Raw genomic sequence first — 20,091 nt, forward strand, 5'->3', positions numbered from 1 at the left:
CACGGTGCAACCGATCGACTCATGAGTTTTGCGAAACTGTCAGAGCAGTGAAACTCAGATCTGCGAAACTGTCAGAGCAGGGAGGTCCAGTAGTCCGAGAAGCGGATTCCGATGAGCGCGATGACGATTGCGTACCACACGGCGAGCAGCGTCCACCGCCATTCGAGGAAAAGACGGCCGATCGTGCCGCCGTTGTTCGGGCCGGTGCTGTGCGAGGCGGTGGCGATCAGGCGGCTCAGAGCCAGCACGAACAGCGGCATCGTCACGGCCCACACCACCATGCAGTAAGGGCACAGTGCGCCGATCTCGTACAGGCTCTGGACTATCAGCCAATGCACGAACACTTCACCGAGCAGCAGGCCGCCACTCATGCCGAGCCAGAACCAGTGCGGCAATTCGACGCGGCCGAGCCACAGCACCCCGGCGACGAGCGCAACCGAGAACGCGACGATGCCCAGGATGGGGTTCGGGAAGCCGAAGAGCGCAGCCTGTTTCGTCACCATCACCGAACCGCACGAGAGCACCGGATTCAGGCTGCACGACGGTACGTACGACGCGTCCTCGAGCAACTTGAATCGCTCGATCGTCAGGGTCAGCGCAGCGAGTAGCCCGATCGCGCTGAAGACAGTGAAGACTGCAGCACCGGCGCGGGTCCTCATGCTCTGGTACCGGCTGCCGCTCAGTTACCGGCTGCTGCAGCGGCGGCGAGGATGTTCTCCGGAGTCGGGTTGGAGACGTCGGTGCCGTTGACGCGCACGCTCGGCGTCCCGTTGATGCCCTCGCCGATGACGGACTGCGTCTGGCTGGTTACCCAATCGGTGTAGCTGCCGTCGGTGATGCACGACGCGGTGGCGGGGGAGTCGGCTCCGGCGGAGGTGGCGATCTCGACGAGCTTATCGTCGGTCAATCCGGTGCCGTTCTCGGCGGGCTGCTCCGCGAACATGGCGTTGTGCCAGTCCATCCAGCTGTCCCGGTCGTTCTCGGCGACGCAGATCGAGGCGCTCGCGGCACGCGTCGAGTACATCGTGCCGTTCGAGAAGCGGTCGAGAATGGAGATGGGTCGGTAGTCCACCGCGACGTTGCCCGCGTCGGCCAGCTGCTGCAACGTCGACCCGCTGATGGACTCGAAGTTCTTGCACGCCGGGCACTGGAAGTCCTCGACGACGCTGATGACGGTGGCGGCGTCGGGATTGCCGAAGCGGATGGCACCGGAGTCGGTCAACGACGTGGGAGTGAGCTGGTCCCCGCTCGACATGCCTGCCCCCATCGTCGGCGATGCCTCACCCGACGTCGTGTTCCTGTTGACGATGAACAAGGCAATTGCTGCAACGAGCGCGATGAGAACCACAGCGACGACGATCTGGATCAGCGTTCGACGATTCTTGTCGCCGTTCTGCATAGCCCTGATGTCTTTCGATGCCTTGTTGCTGGTGTTCACGGCGACCAGTTTAGGCAGGGCAACCTGAGTGTCAGATGAGAGCAGTGTCAGATCAGAGCAGCGTCAGATGAGAGCAGCCAGTCGTTCGATGGCGAAGCGGTATCCGTCGATACCGAGTCCGGCGATGACGCCACTGGCGACAGGCGACACGAAGGAGTGGTGTCGAAACTCCTCGCGGGCATGCACGTTGGAAATGTGCACCTCGATGATCGGGACCTCCGGGATGACGAGTGCGTCGCGCAGCGCCACCGAGGTGTGCGTCAGTCCACCGGGGTTGATGACGATGCCCGACGCCACCCCGCGGGCCTCGTGGATCCAGTCGATGATCTGACCCTCGTGGTTGGACTGCTCTGCTTTCACGGTGAGTCCGAGGTCGGCGGCGGTCTTCTCGCACAGGGCGACGACATCGGCGAGGGTGGCGTGGCCGTACACCTCGGGCTGCCGAGTGCCGAGCATATTGAGATTCGGACCGTTGAGCACCAACAGCTGCTTGGCCATGACGTCACTCACTTTCTTGCTCCACGAACTACCGGGTCTGATCTTTCCACAGCGTGGTTGACACAATCGTCTCGTGACTACAGGGAGAACCGTGGGGGTGGTGTGGGGCGTCGGTGTCTTCGCCTACATCATCGGGGTGCTGCATCGCACGTCGTTCGGAGTCGCTGGTCTCAGTGCGGCTGATCGGTTCTCGGTGTCGCCGTCTCTGCTGTCGTCGTTCGTGGTGTTGCAGGTGATCGTGTATGCGGCGATGCAGATTCCGGCCGGCGTGCTGTTGGATCGGATCGGTTCGCGCAGGATGATCGCCGCGGGCGCGCTGATCATGGCGTCGGCGCAGATCACCCTCGCACTCACCGAGTCGCTCCCGGTCGCGGTGGCCGCTCGCGCGTTCGTCGGCGTGGGCGACGCGCTCACCTTCATCTCGGTCTTGCGGTTGGTGCCGCGCTGGTTCTCCCCGCGGCGGGTGCCGATCGTCTCGCAGCTGACGGGTCTGCTCGGCCAACTCGGTCAGGTGCTCTCGGCGGTCCCGTTCCTGATTCTGTTGAACGGGCCGGGCTGGACGTTCGCATTCGGCAGCGCGGCTGCATTGGGGCTGCTTGCTGTTGTGCTCGTCATCGCGCTGGTTCGAGATCGTCCCGATGACAGCAGCACTCCCGATACCGAGCCCACGTCATTGCGACAGACCATCGCGGCCATCGCGCAGGTGTGGCGACGCCCCGGCACACGGCTCGGCTTCTTCTCCCACATGGGCACCCAGTTCTCGATCACGGTGTTCGCGTTGCTGTGGGGTGTGCCGTATCTGACGTCGGCGCAGGGCCTGTCGGCGTCGACGGCCGGAGCGTTGCTGACGGTGTCGGTTGCGGCCGCGGTGGTGTCGGGCATCGTGGTCGGTCTCCTCACCGGTCGTTACCCGATGCGACGGTCGTGGCTGGTGCTGGCGATCATGATCAGCAACGCCGCGATGTGGGCCATCGTGCTGTCTCTTCCCGGGCCTGCGCCGCTGTGGTTGCTGGTGTTGCTCGTGGTGGTGATCTCCGTGGGTGGTCCCGGTTCGGTGATCGGTTTCGACCTCGCCCGCACGTTCAATCCGAGCGCAAATCTGGGGACGGCTCAGGGGATGGTGAACATCGGCGGGTTCCTGGCGTCGCTGTTGGTGATAGCGGGGATCGGTTGGATTCTCGACGCAATGGGCGGCTACACGTTCGACGGTTTCCGGGTTGCCTTGCTCGTGCAATTCCCGGTGTGGATCGTCGCGATCACCGGAGTTCTGCTGACGCGCCGCAAGACCAGACGAGTGCTCGCGGCGGAGGGAATTCATCCGCACACGATGCGTGAGGTGCGAGACCGGATTCGTCGCAAATAAACCTTTGCTTAGACAGCTTTCTGCGAGCATGCTGGTGGTCCGAATATCGTTGTAGGACACAAGCAAACGCTACGTAAAGGTGCACTAAAGAGATGGTAACCGAGCGAGAAGTGACTCCCGCGAGCGGCGAGTATTCGCACCGCGAGATCATGACCATTCTGTCGGGCCTGATGATGGGCATGTTCCTCGCTGCCCTCGACCAGACCATCGTGTCGACGTCTGTGCGCACCATCGCCGACGATCTCAACGGGTTCTCGGTTCTGGCCTGGGTGACAACGGCCTACCTCATCACCTCGACGGTCTCGACCCCGCTCTACGGCAAGCTCTCCGATCTGTACGGGCGCAAGCCGTTCTTCATGACGGCCATCTCGATCTTCGTCGTCGGGTCCATGCTGTGCGGCATCGCGACGTCGATGTACGAGCTCGCCGCCTTCCGCGCGATTCAGGGCCTGGGGGCGGGTGGTCTGATGTCGATGGCGCTGGCCATCATCGGGGATATCGTGCCGCCGCGTGAGCGAGCCAAGTACCAGGGCTACTTCCTGGCCGTCTTCGGTACCTCGAGTGTGCTCGGGCCGGTCATCGGTGGGCTGCTCGCCGGGCAGTCGTCGATCCTCGGAATCACCGGCTGGCGTTGGGTTTTCTACATCAACGTGCCGCTGGGCATCATCGCACTCGTGGTGGTGTGGCGAGTGCTGAACCTGCCGGTGTACCGCCGCGAGGCGCGCGTCGACTGGTGGGGCGCAGTGCTGCTCAGCGTCGGGCTGGTGCCGCTGCTCATCATCGCCGAGCAGGGTCGCGTGTGGGGCTGGAGCTCGCCGCGAGCGTTGCTGTGCTTCGGAATCGGCATCGTCGGCGTCATCGCCTTCGTGCTCGCCGAGATCAAGATGGGCGACGACGCCCTGATCCCCATGCGATTCTTCCGAAACCCGTTGTTCTCGTTGTGTATTGCCGTCAGCGTCATCGCCGGCGCAGCAATGTTCGGTGGCATTTCTCTGCTACCGCAGTACCTGCAGGTGGTCAAGGGATCCTCGCCCACTCTGGCCGGCTACCAAACCCTGCCGCTCGTGGGTGCACTGATGATCGCGTCGATCGTGTCGGGTCGCATGATCTCGAAGACGGGGCGCTACAAGATCTTTCCGATCATCGGCACCGCGTTGATGGCGATCGCGATGTTCACGTTCCACTACGTGCACGCCGATACTCCGCTGTGGCAGACCATGGTCGTGATGGGCGTGTTCGGTCTCGGTCTCGGTTCGATGATGCAACCGCTGACGCTCGCGATCCAGAACGCGATGCCGCCCAAGGACATGGGTGTATCGACCTCTGCCGCAACGTTCTTCCGCCAGATCGGTGCGACGGTTGGTGTGGCGGTGTTCCTGTCGATGCTCTTCACTCAGCTGACCCCGAAGACGGGCGATGCACTGATCGCCGCGAGCTCGACGCCGGCCTTCCAGCAAGCGGTGCAGACTGCGGCAAGCAGTTCCGATCCACTGGAATCCGGGTTCGCCCGGGCCATTGCGTCGGGTGACGCCTCGGTCGCCGGGAGTGCGCTGCAGGACAGCTCGTTCATTCAGAAGCTCGAACCCGCACTTGCCGAACCGTTCCGGATCGGCTTCTCGGATGCCATGGACTACGTGTTCCTGGCCGTGTCGATCCTGATGGTCATCGGGTTCGTGCTGGTGCTCTTCCTGAAAGAGGTGCCGCTGCGCACGATGTCGGGGCTGGCTGCAGCGCAGCAGCAGCGAGACGAAGAGAAGGCGAACGAGACCGGGCCTGTGCTGTAAATGCGGTGACTGCCGATGCAGTGACCTCATGGGCACGGACACCATCGGTTCATCGAGCAGGTGGTCGGCGAACCGACAAGGCTGGCGGGATGCAGAGACGGCGGCGCGGTGGCTCTACTGGTTGCGCTGTAGCGACCGGATCCGGTGGAGCGCTTCGTCCGTGCGTCGCGATCCTGCTCGACTTCACCTGAGACGCCGCACAGGCTCTTGCGCCCATTCGCCGGGTCCGAGCTGCGATGTCGTGGGTCGGAGTCAGGTGTTCGGGATGTGGCGCAGGCCGTTGAACAGGACGTCCAATCCACGGTTCAGTTCGTGGGCACCGTCGTATTCCGTGATGAGCGGGGGGATGACGGACATGATGGGAAAGTCTCCGATCGGCAGTCTGCGCAGCGCGAGGCTCAATCTGTCCCCTGTCTCGTCTGGATGATCCGTTGTCTCCTGGGTCTCGCTGAGCACATGCCCGCGTAGTAAGGACATCAGCAGCCGGTAGGCCGAGAGTGCTTCGGGCACGGTGAAACCGCCAGTGGCCAGTAGACCGAGGATGCCTTCGAGTGACACCAACGACCTCGTGGTGCCCAGTCCGAGTGGCGTAGCCCGGGGCCGCGTCGCCAGAAGAACTGCCGCCCGCGGGTGTTCGAGGGCGAGCTCGCGGTAATGCCGGGCGAAGATGGTCAGCTGACGTCTCCAGTCGGTGTCGGTCTCGTCGACCGCTACGAGGCCTCCGAGGATCGAATCGGCGACCGAGTCCAGCAGGGCCTCTTTGGTTGGAACGTAACGGTAGATGGTCATCGGGTCGCGATCGATCGACACGGCCAGACTGCGGATGGTCAGGCTGTCGAGTCCGGTGCCATCGATGATGGCCAAGGCGGCTGATACGACGTATTCACGATCGATCTTGTCGCGGGGAGGTTGATTGGATCGGTCCGAGGGTGTCATGAAGTGCTTCACCATTTTCGGTAAATCAAGGTAAGCGGCACGCCAGTCGGCTTTCGGTCCACAAACAAACTTGTTGTTCATCAACGCTTTTCGCTTGACCCATGACCATACACGTGGTCAGCTGTAGCTCTACACCGTAGAGATACGGGGAAACTCTTTGTTGCGGAGTGGGCCATGAGCCTCCGCTGGTCTTCCATCTCATTCGCTCGGTTGCAGACAGTCGGCCGGCGATCCACCGAACTACGGACTCTGCGAGACCTCGACGCCCCTGGTGAAATCCAGTGAACATCGTCGACCGTCGCGGAATCTCACAGTCGACTCTCGTCGGGGGAATCGATACCCATAATTCGCTGTGCGACAACAAGTCTCACTCGAACTTCCTCCATCAGATCGGTACACAACATGTACGTTCCGCAACACCGTCCTGCGCCGTCCACATCCCGACGCAAGGGCTCGGCGTTGATTCCTCTCGTCGGCACCGTCGCGCTGGCAACCAGTGCGCTCATGCTGGTCAATGCTTCGGCCGGCGAGGCTCAAACTGCTGCAGTCGTTGTCCCTACGGTCGGTCTCGGTGCCGCAAGCCCGTACGCGATACTTGCTGGCTCCACCGTGACCGACGCGGGCGGGTCTGTGATATCCGGATCCGTGGGTGTGAGCCCAGGTGACGGGCAACCTTCCAGCGTCTCCGGCTTGTTGCAAGGCCAAATCACCAACGGCGTGATCGACGACAAGAACGAACGGGCATTGAATGCGAAAGCTGCTCTGCAGGTTGCATATACCGATGCTGCCAACAGGACTGGTCCGGAACTGGTCCCCGTCGAGCTCGGGGGCACCACGCGGTATGCCGGTTTGTACAAAGGCGACACACTCGGACTGACCGGGTCTCTACCGCTGACGCTCGACGCCCAAGGAAACTCCGCCGCAGTCTTCATCTTCCAAGCTGGATCCACTCTCATCACGGGTTCGGACAGCAGGGTCTCGCTGATCAACGGGGCCAGCCCGTGCAACGTGTTCTGGCAGGTCGGAAGCTCGGCCACCCTCGGCACTGGCACCGATTTTGTCGGCACGATCATGGCGCAGGCGTCGATCACGGCGACGACGGGTGCCGATGTGCAGGGACGGCTCCTGGCTCTGACCGGCGCAGTCACCCTTGACCGGAACACGATCAGCACTGCGGGATGCGGGGCTACGCAGCCGCCGGTGACCACGACTCCTCCAGTCACGACAACGCCTCCAGTCACGACCACAACGCCTCCAGTCACGACCACTCCGCCGGTGACCACAACGTCTCCGGGTGATGGTGGCGGGACGCCGGGTACACCGGGTGATGGTGGCGGGACGCCGGGTACACCGGGTGATGGTGGCGGTACGCCGCCGATTGTCATCGAAGTGCCCCCGATTCCGGGTCTGCCTCCGATCCCCGGCATCACGATCCCGCCGATCCCCGGTGTCCCGAACGTCCCGAACCAGCCCAACGTGCCGAATCAACCGAACGTGCCGAATCAGCCCAACGTCCCGAACCAGCCGAACGTCCCGAACCAGCCCAACGTCCCGAACCAGCCCAACGTCCCGAACCAGCCGAATGTGCCGAATCAGCCGAACGTGCCCGATCAGCCGAACACGCCCGGTGTTCCCGACCAGCCGACCACACCCGGTGGCCCGGATCAGCCGGGTACGTACAACCCGGGTGGGCAGATCACGCAGATTCCCAATGGTGGAGTGGATACCGGTGACGGCAGCACCGTCGCACAGTCGACCGATTCGTCGATCGTGACGATGTGGACTCTTCTCGCTCTGCTCACGGTCGGGGCAGTATCGGTCACGATGATGACTCGCCGTCGGCGCTGATCTGTGAGATCCGTAGCCACGGTGTGCGCACCTCCGGCTGAATCTGCTCGCACCGCGACCCTGTCCCGGGGCGCGGTGCGGGCAGTGGCCGCTGCCTGCTTCATGCTCCTGTTGCTTCTTACCGGTTGTGCAACGCCCTCGGACGCGGCGCCGCCGGAACGCACTTCACAGTCGCCGGCCGTGTCCACACAGGCACCCGATACTTCTACCGGTGAGGTTGCAGCGCAGGCAAACTCACCGGCGGCCGGGTCATCTCCCGCGCGCATCGATATTCCAGCGATCGACGTCGACTCCGACGTGATGGGTCTCGGTCTACGTTCGGACGGTTCGATGGAAGTTCCGCCGGGTGGATTTCCCGCAGGCTGGTACACGGGGTCGCCCATCCCGGGCCAGTTGGGGCCGTCGATCCTTGCCGGACACGTGGATTGGGGCGGTAGCCCGGGAGTCTTCTATCGACTCCGGGATCTCGCGCAAGGTGACGACGTCACCGTCACGGACCAGGAGGGCGGTACCGTCCGCTTCGTCGTCAGCGCGGTGGAGCAGTATCCGAAGGACGCGTTTCCCACCGACGAGGTGTACGGCGACATCGATCATGCCGGTCTGCGCCTGATCACCTGTGGCGGCGAGTTCGACTCGGACATCTCCAGCTACGACGACAACATCGTCGTGTACGCCGATCGCGTCTGACCGAGCTCACGCGTTCACAGCAACCTCGCAGGCTGCTCCCAGCCGGGCCGACGGTCCATCGCACACTCTCGTAGTCGACAACTTCGACGAACAGGATTTGCGATGACTGCCCAAATCGACCGACCGGCCGCGATACCCCCGTCGCACGCCCGCCAGCCGTCCTGGCAGGACACGTGGTGGTATCGCCGCCGGCACCTGCTCGGGCTGCTGATTCTGCTCGCAGCCACCGCAACCCTGTATCTGTGGAACCTGACCGCAAGTGGTTACGCGAACACGTTCTACGCCGCGGCGGTGCAGGCAGGCACAAAGGACTGGACGGCGTGGTTCTTCGGATCACTCGATTCCGAGAACTTCATCACCGTGGACAAGCCACCGGCCGCACTGTGGGTGATGGGACTGTCGGCCCGTCTGTTCGGGTTCTCGAGCTTCAGTCTTCTGCTTCCGCAAGCCTTGATGGGTGTCGCCGCAGTGGCGACGGTGTATGCCTCGGTCAAGCGGGTCGCGAATCCCACTGCCGGCCTGCTCGCCGGCTTCACTCTGGCGTCCGTTCCTGCCGCCGCGCTGATGTTCGACTTCGACAATCCCGACGCGCTGCTGGTGCTGCTCATGACTCTCGGCGGATACTTCGTCGTGCGCTCTCTGCAGACATCGGCCGGTCGACGGGCCGCGATGTGGCTGGCCTTCGCCGGCGTGGCGCTCGGGTTCGCGTTCCTGACGAAGATGTTGCAGGGGCTGCTGGTGTTGCCGGCGTTCGGTCTCACGTATCTGGTTGCCGGACAGGCGCAATTGCGCGCAAGACTGCTGCATCTGGTCGGTGCGTTCGCGGCATTGATCGCTGCCGCCGGCTGGTGGGTGGTGACGGTTCAGCTGTGGCCGGAAAGTGCGCGCCCGTACATCGGCGGGTCCACCGACAACACCGTGATGGATCTGGTGCTCGGCTACAACGGGCTCGGTCGTATCTTCGGTAACACCGGTGGAGGCGGCATGGAGGCTCCAGCCGGAATGAGCGCGGGGGCAGCAGGATCGAGCTTCGGAGGGTCGACCGGTCTGGACCGCCTGTTCGGCAGCGAAATGGGAATCCAGATTTCGTGGCTGATCCCGGCTGCTCTGGTGGCGCTGGTCTTCGGTCTGATCGCTCGTGGTCGAGCGCCGCGGACCGACCTGCTGCGTGCGTCCCTGATTTTGTGGGGCGGTTGGTTCTTGGTGACGGCGCTGATCTTCAGCTACATGTCCGGCACGATCCACCCGTACTACACGGTCGCGCTCGCTCCTGCACTTGCGGGCATGATCGGAACCGGCGGCTACGCACTGTGGCTCCGGCGTGAATCCATCTGGGGCAGAGCAGGTATGGCAGCGATGATGATTGCGGCCGGCACCTGGAGTTGGGTGCTGCTGCACCGCAACGCGGATTGGCTGCCGGCGTTGAAGTGGATTCTGTTGGCGGGAACCATCGTTGCGGCCGTGATGATTCTGCTCGCCGGGCGGTACCGAAAGCTCACTGCCGCTGCGTTGATCCTCGGCGCCGTGGCCGGTCTCGGCGGTGGCGCTTCCTATGCGATCGCCACGACGACGAATGCGCACAGTGGATCCATCCCCACCGCGGGCCCGACCGGTGCAGTCACCGACGGCGGAATGGGTGGTGGTGCTCCTGGTGAGACACGAGGCGGTGAGATGCCCAGCGGTGAAATGCCCAGCGGTGAAATGCCCAGCGGTGAGATGCCCAGTGGTGCAATGCCCAGCGGTGAGATGCCCAGTGGTGCAATGCCAAGTGGCGCAGCACCGGATGGTACTGCGGCTGGCGTTGCCGCCGACGCGGCCGATCTTCCAGCCGGCTTCGGCACCGGTGACGGTGCCACGGCTGGTGGCACGGGCGGTATGGGTGGCATGGGCGGTGAGTCCAACGAAGAGTTGACGACGCTCCTCGAGTCCACGTCGACGACATGGTCTGCTGCAGTGAACGGTTCGCAGTCGGCTGCGGGGTACGAGTTGGCGTCCGATACGGCAGTGATGGCGATCGGTGGATGGAGCGGCGATCCTGCCCCGACTCTCGACGAATTCATCCAGTACGTCTCCAACCACGAAGTCGCCTACTACGTGTCGGGCGGAATGGGTGGCGGCATGGCTCGTGGGGGAATGGGCGGCGACTCGACGAGCACTTCCCCGCAGATCCAGGAATGGGTCGAGGCGAACTTCACCGCCAGCACCGTCGGTAGCGCGACGGTGTACGACCTCAGTACCTACACGGGCTGACACCCGGACACCGATCAGGCACAGTTGTTCCACCGCAGACACTTCGACTGCGGTGGAACTTCTGCGTACTGACCCGAGATCCATCAGAAGGGCGAAGGATCACCGTCGGGCGCTGACGTAGGTACTGGCGCGGGCTGCGGCTGAACGATCCCAAGGCCCGAGGTATCCGCCTGCATCGCTTGACCTTTGGGCCTGCGATAGACGGCGGGCAGATGGCTCAGGTCTGCGAGTTGCGTGGTGCCGGGAACAGTGATCGCTGTGGTGCCGGCGTTCGAGACCCAGAACTCGACACCATCGGCGAGCATCACCGGTGTCCACAGCCCCATGGTCTTGAGACTGTGGTGGTAGCGGCACAGGCAATGCAGATTGGTGTCGATGGTCCAGCCACCGGTCGCAGGATCGCGATGAAAGTACGGCACGATGTGGTCGATCTCGCATTGCTGGGCCGCGACATCGCAGCCCGGGTGCCGACAGGTGCGGTCGCGATATCGAATGCGTTCTGCAAGTGCGACAGTCGGCCGATAGACGAGGGCTCCGGGTGGCGGCAGCAGCAGACCTCCATGACCGTCCGGGTGCAGGGCGAGCCCAAGAGTTGGATCGGCGGCAATTGCTGCTTCGAGTTCTGCAACAAAGGTGTAAGTGCCCCGATACGGAGTGACGACACAGCTGTTCCGTGATGGAGGCGCGGAAGTCTGCGATCTGGGCGGGCGAGGAATTGCGGCGCCGTCTCGGCGACGTCCGCGCCCCAGCGGATGAAACATCATGTGTGACCCGCTGCCCTCGGACCTGCTGTTCTTTGTCTTGCGTACCTTCGATCCTCTGGACTTCTTCTGGTCACCTCTCGATCCGCTGTGGTTCGTCCTGCTGCTGCCGCTGTCGGCCCTGCTTTCTGCACCCTTGTCGCCAGTGCCAGTGCCGGTCTCGGTCTCGAGGTCGATGAGCGACTCCAGGTCTTCGCCGAAACCGAGTGCCTCGGCAAGGTTGCGTGCCTCGGTGAGAAGAATTTGCCAGTGAGCGTTGTCGGCGAGTTCGCGGGCGTACTCGGCATCGATGGTGCCGTGGCCGGCCAGGTGAGCAGGATTGGACAGCAGACCAGCGAGCGTGGCGAGGTCGACCGTGATCACCGTCAGCGGCGCACGCCGATCCGGGCGTGAGGTATCGGCCGTGCACGGGTTGTCTTCGGTGGGTTCGCACATGCATGCCATCGATGACTCCTGATGCAGCAGAGCAACATACGCGGCGGCACGCTTCTGCCCTCGGTTTCGCGGATCGCGTCGGCACACGGTCGCGGCCATCTCGTTGATCAGCTGCCAGGCAGCCGCAGCGTCGGCCGCAGTGAGGTCGGCCTTCAGCGTCGACAGCACATCCTTGTCGGTGTAGGTGACGTTGGTATGCCGTTCCAGGTCGTTGCGTAAAGCGGCCGCTTGCTCGGGAGCGATGCGGTACATGATCGACCAGATTTCGGTCGCGAGCGGACCGGGCGACAGGCGTCGGGCAGCCTGCAGAACCTCGTCTTGGACAGCCGTCGCCGCGTCCTGCGTCAGATTGTGGGTACAGCGGTATATCGCGCGGACTCGGGGCAAATCGAGTTCGCCGGCCCCGAATGCGGCCGCGACGGAAGGAAGTCGAAGCCGAAGATCCATCCCGACCTCGGCGTACGTATTCGCGACGGTCTTCGAGCAGCCAAGAACGTGCGCAATTTCGGAAGCCGCATAGTTGCCCGCGTCCTGAATGACATCACCGACGAGCACGTTCTGATGAATGCACGTATCCCAGATGGCGGCGGCCAGAGCGACCTTGCGAGCGCACGCCTGGTTCTCCAGAATCGTGACATCGCGCATCTCGGCCAACGAAGCAGGCGCGATGTACGGCTTCGGTTGTGGGCCGAGATAGGCCGCGAACCGACTGCGCGTCGATGTGGTCACTGTGTCTTCGCCCCCCGGCAGATGTTCCGAACAAATATAGAACGTATGTTCGATGATACCGAGATGTGAACCAGTCGTCAACCCCAATCATGCTGCAATGAACAAGGTTTGGAGATGAAGTGTCTATACACCCACCCACCGACAACACTGTTTGACCCGGACGTCGCGTCACGCTTCATGATGGTGATCATGAACGAGAACTACCCCGCCTTCGAGGCGAGCCCAGTATCGATTCCGGGCCCAGACGCCACCGCGCCCGAGCTGTTTCGTGGCCTGTACGGCATGCCCATGTTCGTCACCATCCCCACGGCGAATCTCGCGGAGTGACCGAATTCTGGATCGATGCTCTGGGTGTCTTCGAGTTCTTCGCGATCCCCGGTCGACTGGTTCACCTGCGTCCTCGACCAGCTCGACGCCATAGTCGAGGCCTACACACAAATTCGACCCGGCTCGGTTACCGGGCCGCACACTCGACCACGGAATTCCGTCGAACTCGAGATCCACACTCCGGAAAATGCGTTGGTCATCATGGCAGCGGCACGGCCGCGGGCCACGCTCACACGAGTGTGAATCGCTCCAGTACCACCCGAGTGTCGTCGTTCACGGTGAGGTGCGGATCTCCCAGTTCCTCGCGAACATCGGCCGATTGCCAGAATCTTTCGTGTCCGGCTCGCCACTGCGCCACATCGGCGTAACCCTCACCCTCGTCGAGGGCATGTTGCAGCGAAACATCCTTCAGTGCAACGACATCGACGGCAATGGTCTCGATGATTCCCACCGTCAGGCCCGCCGAGTCGATCACCGCACCGCGTTGGCCGACCTTCGGCAACTCTTCGTCGGTGTACTGGACCACCAGACTTGCCGTCGTGGTCTTGGCACCGGACAGGACGGCCGCAACCAGGGCGTCCCGCAAGGCACCCGGGTATGCGAATTCGACTATCGGTAGATCGGTCACGCACACATCATATTTCGAGGTCGACCCACACCAGTCGGTGGTCCGACGGGTGCTCGGTGCCCGAAGGCCAGTACACCTGCGAATCTATCACCGTCAGATCGTCCGACGGCAACACGTAGTCCACGCGAAGGTCACCCGGCGTCGGATCTGCGAAATCGGCTGTGTCCGTTCCATGTCCATCGGACGTGGGGGCCGGATCCTGAACCCGAGGGAGATCGAGAACCTGCGCGATGGCACCCGCAACCGAATCGCCGTCGACCGGATCGCTGTTCTGATCGCCCAGCATGACGAACGACGCTCCTTCTTCGAGTCCGCCGCGCACGCCCTTGTCGTCGTACAGGTAATCCGCGCCCGAGATGTAGTCGGCACTGAGCCGGATCTCGTCGTGGTTGCGTTTGCCGTTGCGGTTCTCGGGACCATCGAAAGACGGGGGAGTGGGGTGCGAGGCCAGTACGTGCAGCGTCTTGCCGTTCACGTCGATCGGCACGTCCCAATGCGATTTGCTGGACAGACGCAGAGCGTCGGACACCTCTCCGTAATAGTCGCGCGGCAGCAGGGAATCCGGCATGTCCTTCCACAGGAAGTTCTGGAACGTGCGTACCGAATCGGTCGCGATCGGAAACTTCGAGTACACGACCATGCCGTACTGACCTGGGAATTGCCCGAAACCCCAGGCATCGCCCGGACCGCCGAGCGCGCCGTCCCTGTCCAGGTCGAGTCCCGAGTCGACCCCGGTGTTCACGGGCGCAGTGAAGGAGTACGGGTACTGCTTGTCCAGATAGTTGTCGTTGAAGAGCCTCACCGCATCGTCACCCGAGTAATCGAACTCGTTGACCAACAACACATCCGGCGAGTTCGCCGAGATCACATCGGCCGCCGCGCGGGCCTGAGCATTCTCGCCCTGCAGGTCGGTCACCAACTGCCCGGCCGCTGATCGATTGAGGCTCGCATTGAACGTCGCGACCCGAATGCTCGACGGTTCCTCGGGGGCCGGGTCCGCAGCGGTTGGATTCACAGAGGAGCAACCGGCGGCCATGAAAGCGAGGGTAACGGTGACGGCTGCGAGTCTCGACATTTTCACAGTCGTCACCGTAGGGACGGCAAGCGAACGTAAGGTTACGAATTAACAAGCAAGCGTGCTTGCTTTTTTCTCGTGCCTTTGTGAAGCTGGACCCATGGCAGACCTCGACACACTCGTCGGCGACCTCCGTGCCGAGGGCGACGACCTCGATGCGCTCGTCGCCGAACTGACATCAGAGCTGTGGGCGGCACCGACACCGGCCGAGGGCTGGACGATCGCACACCAGATCGCACATCTGTCCTGGACGGATCACGTCGCGGAGCGAACCACGTCCGCAGCATCGGGCGATGCCGCGGCCAAGGAGGAGTTCGCTCTCACTTTGAAGAAAGCGTGGGAAAACCCCACCGGTTTCGTCGACGAGGCTGCGGAGGAAGAAGCTCGCAATCCCGGACTACTGACCATCTGGCGTACCCGACGCCACGCCATGACCGATGCTCTGGTGCAGGTACCGCCCGGAACCAAGATCGACTGGTTCGGACCCCCGATGAGTGCGGCGTCCATGGCCACCGCGCGGCTGATGGAGACCTGGGCCCACGGCCAGGATGTCGCCGACGCACTGGGCGTCTCCCGCGTGCCCACCGACCGGATCCGCGGGGTCGCGCACATCGGAGTCCGTACAAGGGATTTCGCCTACGCGGTCAATCAGCAGACACCTCCCATCGAACAGTTCCGCGTCGAACTCACCGCGCCCTCGGGTGAGCTGTGGACCTGGGGCCCCGAAGACGCCGCCCAACGCGTGAGCGGATCGGCGCTCGACTTCTGCCTCCTCGTGACCCAGCGCGCTCATCGCGACACCCTCGACATCACTGCCGAGGGATCCGACGCCGTGCACTGGCTCACCATCGCCCAAGCCTTCGCAGGCCCTCCAGGATCGGGACGAGAGAAAGCATGACCGTACGAATCGGCAACTGTTCGGGCTTCTACGGAGACCGCCTCTCTGCCATGCGCGAGATGCTCGACGGCGGCGAACTCGACTACCTCACCGGTGATTACCTCGCCGAGCTCACGATGCTCATCCTCGGCCGCGACCGGATGAAGGACGCAACCCGTGGCTACGCCAAGACCTTTCTGCGCCAGGCCGAGGACTGCCTGGGTCTGGCACTGGACAAAGGGGTCAAGATCGTCGCCAACGCCGGTGGTCTGAATCCACGTGGCTTGGCCGAGGCGCTGGAGAAGCTCGACTCCGGTGCGAAGATCGCGTACGTCGACGGCGACGACCTTCTCGGCAGAGCGGCCGAACTCGGCCTCGGTAGCCCGCTGACTGCAAATGCCTATCTCGGCGCGTGGGGCATCGTGGAATGCCTGAACTCCGGTGCCGACGTCGTCGTCACCGGGCGCGTCACCGATGCCAGCGTGATCGTGGGTCCCGCTGCGGCACACTTCGGTTGGACGCCGACCGATTACGACGCCCTGGCCGGAGCCGTGATCGCCGGACATGTCATCGAGTGCGGAACTCAGGCGACGGGCGGGAACTACTCGTTCTTCACCGAGATCGCAGACATGTCTCGTCCCGGATTCCCCATCGCCGAGATCGAGTCCGACGGTTCGTCCGTCATCACCAAGCACGAGGGCACCGGTGGGGCTGTCAGCGTCGGCACTGTGACCGCTCAGCTGCTGTACGAAATCACCGGCGGCCGCTACGCGAACCCCGACGTCACCGCACGGATCGACTCAGCGATCCTGGCGCAGGAGTCCAGCGATCGGGTGTCCATCACCGGCGTGACCGGCGAAGCGCCGCCACCCACCTACAAGGTCTCGCTCAATGCGCTCGGCGGCTTCCGCAACGAATTCACGATGGTGCTCACCGGCCTCGACATCGAGGCCAAAGCTGAACTTGCACAGCGCCAATTCGAGTCCTGGCTCACCGCACGGCCGACCGAATTGGACTGGACCCTGGTGCGTACCGACAAGCCGGACGCCGAGACGGATGAGACGGCCAGCGCCTTGCTGCGCTGCGTGGCCCGCGACAGCAACCCCGACGCCGTCGGACGCCAGTTCTCCGCGGTTGCAGTCGAACTCGCACTGGCCAGCTACCCCGGATTCTCGGTGACCGCACCGCCGGGAAATGGAGCGCCGTACGGAGTGTTCACGGCCGGTTTCGTCGACGCGAACCAGGTGCCGCACGTTGCGCATCTCGCCGACGGCACCGAAAGCGCCATCGCACCGTCGACGGACACGCGGGCGTTGGAACCCCTCGATGACCCGACTCTCCCGGCACCGAGAGCAGCCGAAGCGACCATCCGGCTACCACTGGGAACCGTCGCCGCGGCCCGAAGCGGCGACAAGGGCGGCAACGCCAACGTCGGAGTCTGGGTCCGCACCGACGACGAATTCTCCTGGCTCGTCCACGCATTGACGGTCGAGACCCTGAAAGAGATGTTGCCCGAGGCAGAGCAACTCACCGTCACCCGGCACGTGCTGCCGAATCTGCGGGCCGTGAACTTCGTCATCGAGGGCATCCTCGGCCAAGGCGTGGCATCGCAGGCCAGGTTCGATCCACAGGCCAAGGGGCTCGGTGAGTGGCTGCGGTCGCGGCACATCGACATCCCCGAAACGATTGCTTACAAAGGAGAACTCGGATGAGCATCTGGACGACGCCCGAGCGTCAGCAGCTTCGCAAGACCGTCCGTAGCTTCGTCGAGCAGGACATCGCGCCGCACATGAATCAGTGGGAGACCGACGGCGAGATCCCGCGTGATCTGCACAAGAAGGCGGCAGCTCTCGGTTTGATCGGTGCCGGTTTTCCCGAGGAGGTCGGCGGGGACGGTGGAGACCTGGCCGACGCGGTCGTGATCTGCGAGGAGATGCATCAGGCCGGTGCGTCCGGCGGACTGTTCGCGTCGCTGTTCACCAGCGGAATCGCGTTGCCGCACTTGGTTGCCGCGGGTGACGCCGACCAGATCGAGAAGTGGGTGCGGCCCACGCTGGCCGGCGAGAAGATCGGATCGCTCGCGATCACCGAGCCGGGCGGTGGTTCCGACGTCGGCCACCTCAGGACGAAGGCTGTCAGGGATGGCGAGCACTACGTCGTCAACGGATCGAAGACGTACATCACCTCCGGGTGTCGAGCCGATTTTGTCGTCACCGCGGTCCGCACCGGTGGCGAGGGTGCTGCCGGCGTCTCGCTGCTGGTCATAGAGAAGGGCACACCCGGGTTCGAGGTCACCAGCAAGCTCGACAAGATGGGATGGCGCGCATCCGATACCGCCGAGCTCTCGTTCGTCGACGCTCGTGTGCCGGTGAGCAACCTGGTCGGTGCCGAGAACAGTGGCTTCGCGCAGATCGCGCAGGCGTTTCTCACCGAGCGCATCGCCCTCGCCGCGCAGGCCTACGCCAGTGCGCAACGGTGCCTCGATCTGACTCTGCAGTGGGTCCGCGATCGGGAGACGTTCGGAAAACCGCTCATCGCACGGCAATCCGTACAGAACACCGTCACCGAGATGGCGCGGAAGATCGATATCGCGCGCGTCTACACCCGCTCCCTCGTCGAGCGGTCCATGCAGGAGAACCAGGACTTCATCGCCGAGGTCTGCTTCGCGAAGAACACCGCCGTCGAATCAGGAGAGTGGGTCGCCAATCAGGCGGTGCAACTCTTCGGGGGGCTCGGCTACATGCGCGAGAGCGAAGTCGAGCGGCAGTACCGCGACATGCGCATCCTCGGTATCGGCGGCGGCACCACCGAAATCCTCACCGGACTGGCAGCAAAACGATTGGGGTACCAGGCATGAGCGTGCTGAAGTCCACCCTCGACACCGCATCGGAACAGTTCACCGTTGCCACCGAGGCCATGAACACCAAACTCGCCGAGATCGACGCTGAACACGACAAGGCTCTCCTCGGCGGCGGCGAAAAGTACGTGGCGCGGCACAAGAAGCGCGGCAAGCTACTTGCCCGCGAGCGTATCGAGCTGTTGATCGACGAGGACTCCGCGTTTCTCGAACTCTGCCCACTTGCAGCCTGGGGCAGCGACTTTCCTGTCGGGGCCAGCACCGTCATGGGCATCGGCGTCGTGTGTGGAGTCGAGTGCCTCATCGTCGCCAACGATCCGACGGTCCGCGGTGGAGCCAGCAACCCGTGGACTCTCAAGAAGGGGTTCCGCGGCAACGACATAGCGACCCAGAACCGACTGCCGGTGATCTCCCTGGTCGAATCCGGCGGTGCCGATCTGCCGACCCAGAAGGAGGTGTTCATCCCCGGCGGACGCATGTTCCGCGATCTGACGCAGCTGTCGGCGGCGGGAATTCCCACGATCGCGTTGGTGTTCGGCAACTCCACTGCCGGCGGCGCGTACATTCCCGGGATGTCCGATCACGTGGTCATGATCAAGGAACAATCCAAAGTGTTCCTCGCCGGCCCGCCGCTGGTGAAGATGGCCACCGGTGAGGACTCCGACGACGAGTCGCTCGGCGGGGCCGAGATGCATGCCCGAAAGTCGGGTCTCGCAGACTATTTCGCCGTCGATGAACAGGATGCCATCCGTATCGGACGCAGCATCGTGTCTCGGTTGAACTGGAAGAAGAAGGGCCCGGAGCCGCGCGCCGAGATCATCGAGCCGCTGGCCGACCCCGAGGATCTGCTCGGCATCGTCCCCACCGACCTGAAGATCCCGTTCGACCCCCGCGAGGTGATCGCCCGCATCGTCGACGGCTCCGATTTCGACGAGTTCAAGCCCATGTACGGCGGCTCGCTCGTCACCGGATGGGCCGAGCTGCACGGCTATCCCATCGGCATCCTGGCCAATGCACGCGGTGTGCTGTTCAGCGAGGAATCGCAGAAGGCGACGCAGTTCATCCAGCTCGCCAACCGGTCGAACACGCCACTGTTGTTCCTGCACAACACCACCGGTTACATGGTCGGCAAGGAATACGAGGAAGGCGGGATGATCAAGCACGGCTCGATGATGATCAACGCCGTCTCCAACTCGACGGTTCCGCACATCTCGATCCTGCTCGGTGCGTCCTACGGTGCCGGTCACTACGGCATGTGCGGCCGCGCCTTCGACCCGCGATTCCTGTTCGCCTGGCCGTCGAGCAAATCCGCCGTCATGGGCGGCGCGCAACTTGCCGGTGTCATCTCCATCGTCGGACGCGCCGCTGCCGAGGCCCGCGGCCAGGCATTCGATGCAGAGGCCGATGCCGGAATGCGCGCGATGATCGAGGCACAGATCGAAGCCGAGTCGCTACCCATGTTCCTCTCCGGACGCCTGTACGACGACGGCGTCATCGACCCTCGTGATACCCGCACGGTAGTGGGAATGTGCCTGTCGGCCATCGCCTCTGCCCCGATCGAAGGCACCGCCAACTTCGGTGTCTTCCGGATGTGAAGC

17 protein-coding genes are annotated in these 20,091 nt (G+C 63.6%); 10 read left to right on the forward strand and 7 right to left on the reverse strand.

The features are described 5' to 3' along the window. Positions 1-71: 71 nt before the first annotated feature. The 3 genes from ACQR3T_RS22315 to aroQ form a co-directional block, all read right to left on the reverse strand. A complete protein-coding gene (locus tag ACQR3T_RS22315; RefSeq protein ID WP_428694857.1) occupies positions 72-659 on the reverse strand; it encodes a vitamin K epoxide reductase family protein in 588 nt (195 codons plus the stop codon). Between the two features lie 20 nt (positions 660-679). Further along, complete coding sequence (locus ACQR3T_RS22320) at positions 680-1,438, reverse strand: DsbA family protein (RefSeq protein ID WP_428694858.1); 759 nt, start codon at positions 1,436-1,438, stop codon at positions 680-682. 63 nt (positions 1,439-1,501) lie between these two features. Then, entirely contained in the window at positions 1,502-1,936 is a 435-nt protein-coding gene (aroQ, locus tag ACQR3T_RS22325) for a type II 3-dehydroquinate dehydratase (protein ID WP_428694968.1), read from the reverse strand. A 91-nt stretch (positions 1,937-2,027) separates the two neighbouring features. Between aroQ and ACQR3T_RS22330 the strand changes: the two genes are divergently transcribed. Beyond that, a complete protein-coding gene (locus ACQR3T_RS22330) occupies positions 2,028-3,299 on the forward strand; it encodes an MFS transporter (RefSeq protein WP_428694969.1) in 1,272 nt (423 codons plus the stop codon). 92 nt (positions 3,300-3,391) lie between these two features. Further along, positions 3,392-5,083: an MDR family MFS transporter gene (locus tag ACQR3T_RS22335; protein WP_032380493.1), complete on the forward strand. Its 1,692-nt coding sequence runs from the start codon at positions 3,392-3,394 to the stop codon at positions 5,081-5,083. A gap of 252 nt (positions 5,084-5,335) precedes the next feature. On the opposite strand, the gene ACQR3T_RS22340 is transcribed toward ACQR3T_RS22335, so the two are convergent. Further along, positions 5,336-6,019 carry a TetR/AcrR family transcriptional regulator C-terminal domain-containing protein gene (locus tag ACQR3T_RS22340; protein ID WP_428694859.1) on the reverse strand — a complete coding sequence of 228 codons (684 nt, stop codon included), beginning with the start codon at positions 6,017-6,019 and terminating at the stop codon, positions 5,336-5,338. A 402-nt stretch (positions 6,020-6,421) separates the two neighbouring features. On the opposite strand from ACQR3T_RS22340, the gene ACQR3T_RS22345 reads away from it, so the two are divergent. The 3 genes from ACQR3T_RS22345 (at position 6,422) to ACQR3T_RS22355 (ending at position 10,804) form a co-directional block, all read left to right on the forward strand. Beyond that, positions 6,422-7,867, forward strand: coding sequence for an ice-binding family protein (locus ACQR3T_RS22345; RefSeq protein WP_428694860.1), 1,446 nt, complete (start codon positions 6,422-6,424; stop codon positions 7,865-7,867). A gap of 180 nt (positions 7,868-8,047) precedes the next feature. After that, positions 8,048-8,554 (forward strand): class F sortase, encoded by a 507-nt coding sequence (locus ACQR3T_RS22350; RefSeq protein WP_428694861.1) that lies wholly within the window; start codon positions 8,048-8,050, stop codon positions 8,552-8,554. A 102-nt stretch (positions 8,555-8,656) separates the two neighbouring features. Beyond that, positions 8,657-10,804, forward strand: a complete 2,148-nt coding sequence (locus ACQR3T_RS22355; protein WP_428694862.1) for a glycosyltransferase family 39 protein — start codon at positions 8,657-8,659, stop codon at positions 10,802-10,804. A gap of 83 nt (positions 10,805-10,887) precedes the next feature. Here the strand turns inward: ACQR3T_RS22355 and ACQR3T_RS22360 are convergent, their stop codons facing one another. Beyond that, a complete protein-coding gene (locus ACQR3T_RS22360) occupies positions 10,888-12,729 on the reverse strand; it encodes a DUF222 domain-containing protein (protein WP_428694863.1) in 1,842 nt (613 codons plus the stop codon). A 189-nt stretch (positions 12,730-12,918) separates the two neighbouring features. Between ACQR3T_RS22360 and ACQR3T_RS22365 the strand changes: the two genes are divergently transcribed. Beyond that, on the forward strand, positions 12,919-13,056 hold the full coding sequence (locus ACQR3T_RS22365) for a hypothetical protein (protein WP_428694864.1): 138 nt from the start codon (positions 12,919-12,921) through the stop codon (positions 13,054-13,056). Positions 13,057-13,285: 229 nt separating this feature from the next. On the opposite strand, the gene ACQR3T_RS22370 is transcribed toward ACQR3T_RS22365, so the two are convergent. Then, positions 13,286-13,684, reverse strand: coding sequence for an ASCH domain-containing protein (locus tag ACQR3T_RS22370; protein WP_428694865.1), 399 nt, complete (start codon positions 13,682-13,684; stop codon positions 13,286-13,288). Positions 13,685-13,691: 7 nt separating this feature from the next. Continuing rightward, positions 13,692-14,759, reverse strand: a complete 1,068-nt coding sequence (locus ACQR3T_RS22375; RefSeq protein WP_428694970.1) for an endonuclease/exonuclease/phosphatase family protein — start codon at positions 14,757-14,759, stop codon at positions 13,692-13,694. Positions 14,760-14,859: 100 nt separating this feature from the next. On the opposite strand from ACQR3T_RS22375, the gene ACQR3T_RS22380 reads away from it, so the two are divergent. From ACQR3T_RS22380 to ACQR3T_RS22395, 4 genes are read left to right on the forward strand one after another with little or no spacing between them, the layout of a single operon-like run. Next, positions 14,860-15,657, forward strand: a complete 798-nt coding sequence (locus ACQR3T_RS22380; RefSeq protein WP_428694866.1) for a TIGR03084 family metal-binding protein — start codon at positions 14,860-14,862, stop codon at positions 15,655-15,657. After that, complete coding sequence (locus ACQR3T_RS22385) at positions 15,654-17,348, forward strand: acyclic terpene utilization AtuA family protein (protein WP_428694867.1); 1,695 nt, start codon at positions 15,654-15,656, stop codon at positions 17,346-17,348. Before ACQR3T_RS22380 ends, ACQR3T_RS22385 begins: the two co-directional genes overlap by 4 nt. Beyond that, on the forward strand, positions 17,345-18,493 hold the full coding sequence (locus tag ACQR3T_RS22390) for an acyl-CoA dehydrogenase family protein (protein ID WP_428694868.1): 1,149 nt from the start codon (positions 17,345-17,347) through the stop codon (positions 18,491-18,493). Before ACQR3T_RS22385 ends, ACQR3T_RS22390 begins: the two co-directional genes overlap by 4 nt. After that, positions 18,490-20,088: an acyl-CoA carboxylase subunit beta gene (locus ACQR3T_RS22395; RefSeq protein WP_428694869.1), complete on the forward strand. Its 1,599-nt coding sequence runs from the start codon at positions 18,490-18,492 to the stop codon at positions 20,086-20,088. The genes ACQR3T_RS22390 and ACQR3T_RS22395 overlap by 4 nt, the downstream gene beginning before the upstream one ends. Positions 20,089-20,091 lie beyond the last annotated feature (3 nt).

The organism is Rhodococcus sp. IEGM1428, from assembly GCF_050321865.1.
Lineage (GTDB): Bacteria > Actinomycetota > Actinomycetes > Mycobacteriales > Mycobacteriaceae > Rhodococcoides.

Coding starts and splice junctions, on each gene's coding strand:
- ACQR3T_RS22395 (WP_428694869.1), top strand. CDS start 18,490: ATGAGCGTGCTGAAGTCCACCCTCGACACCGCATCGGAACAGTTCACC.
- ACQR3T_RS22390 (WP_428694868.1), top strand. CDS start 17,345: ATGAGCATCTGGACGACGCCCGAGCGTCAGCAGCTTCGCAAGACCGTC.
- ACQR3T_RS22365 (WP_428694864.1), top strand. CDS start 12,919: ATGAACGAGAACTACCCCGCCTTCGAGGCGAGCCCAGTATCGATTCCG.
- ACQR3T_RS22355 (WP_428694862.1), top strand. CDS start 8,657: ATGACTGCCCAAATCGACCGACCGGCCGCGATACCCCCGTCGCACGCC.
- ACQR3T_RS22335 (WP_032380493.1), top strand. CDS start 3,392: ATGGTAACCGAGCGAGAAGTGACTCCCGCGAGCGGCGAGTATTCGCAC.
- ACQR3T_RS22340 (WP_428694859.1), bottom strand. CDS start 6,019: ATGACACCCTCGGACCGATCCAATCAACCTCCCCGCGACAAGATCGAT.
- aroQ (WP_428694968.1), bottom strand. CDS start 1,936: ATGGCCAAGCAGCTGTTGGTGCTCAACGGTCCGAATCTCAATATGCTC.
- ACQR3T_RS22315 (WP_428694857.1), bottom strand. CDS start 659: ATGAGGACCCGCGCCGGTGCTGCAGTCTTCACTGTCTTCAGCGCGATC.
- ACQR3T_RS22385 (WP_428694867.1), top strand. CDS start 15,654: ATGACCGTACGAATCGGCAACTGTTCGGGCTTCTACGGAGACCGCCTC.
- ACQR3T_RS22345 (WP_428694860.1), top strand. CDS start 6,422: ATGTACGTTCCGCAACACCGTCCTGCGCCGTCCACATCCCGACGCAAG.
- ACQR3T_RS22375 (WP_428694970.1), bottom strand. CDS start 14,759: ATGTCGAGACTCGCAGCCGTCACCGTTACCCTCGCTTTCATGGCCGCC.
- ACQR3T_RS22380 (WP_428694866.1), top strand. CDS start 14,860: ATGGCAGACCTCGACACACTCGTCGGCGACCTCCGTGCCGAGGGCGAC.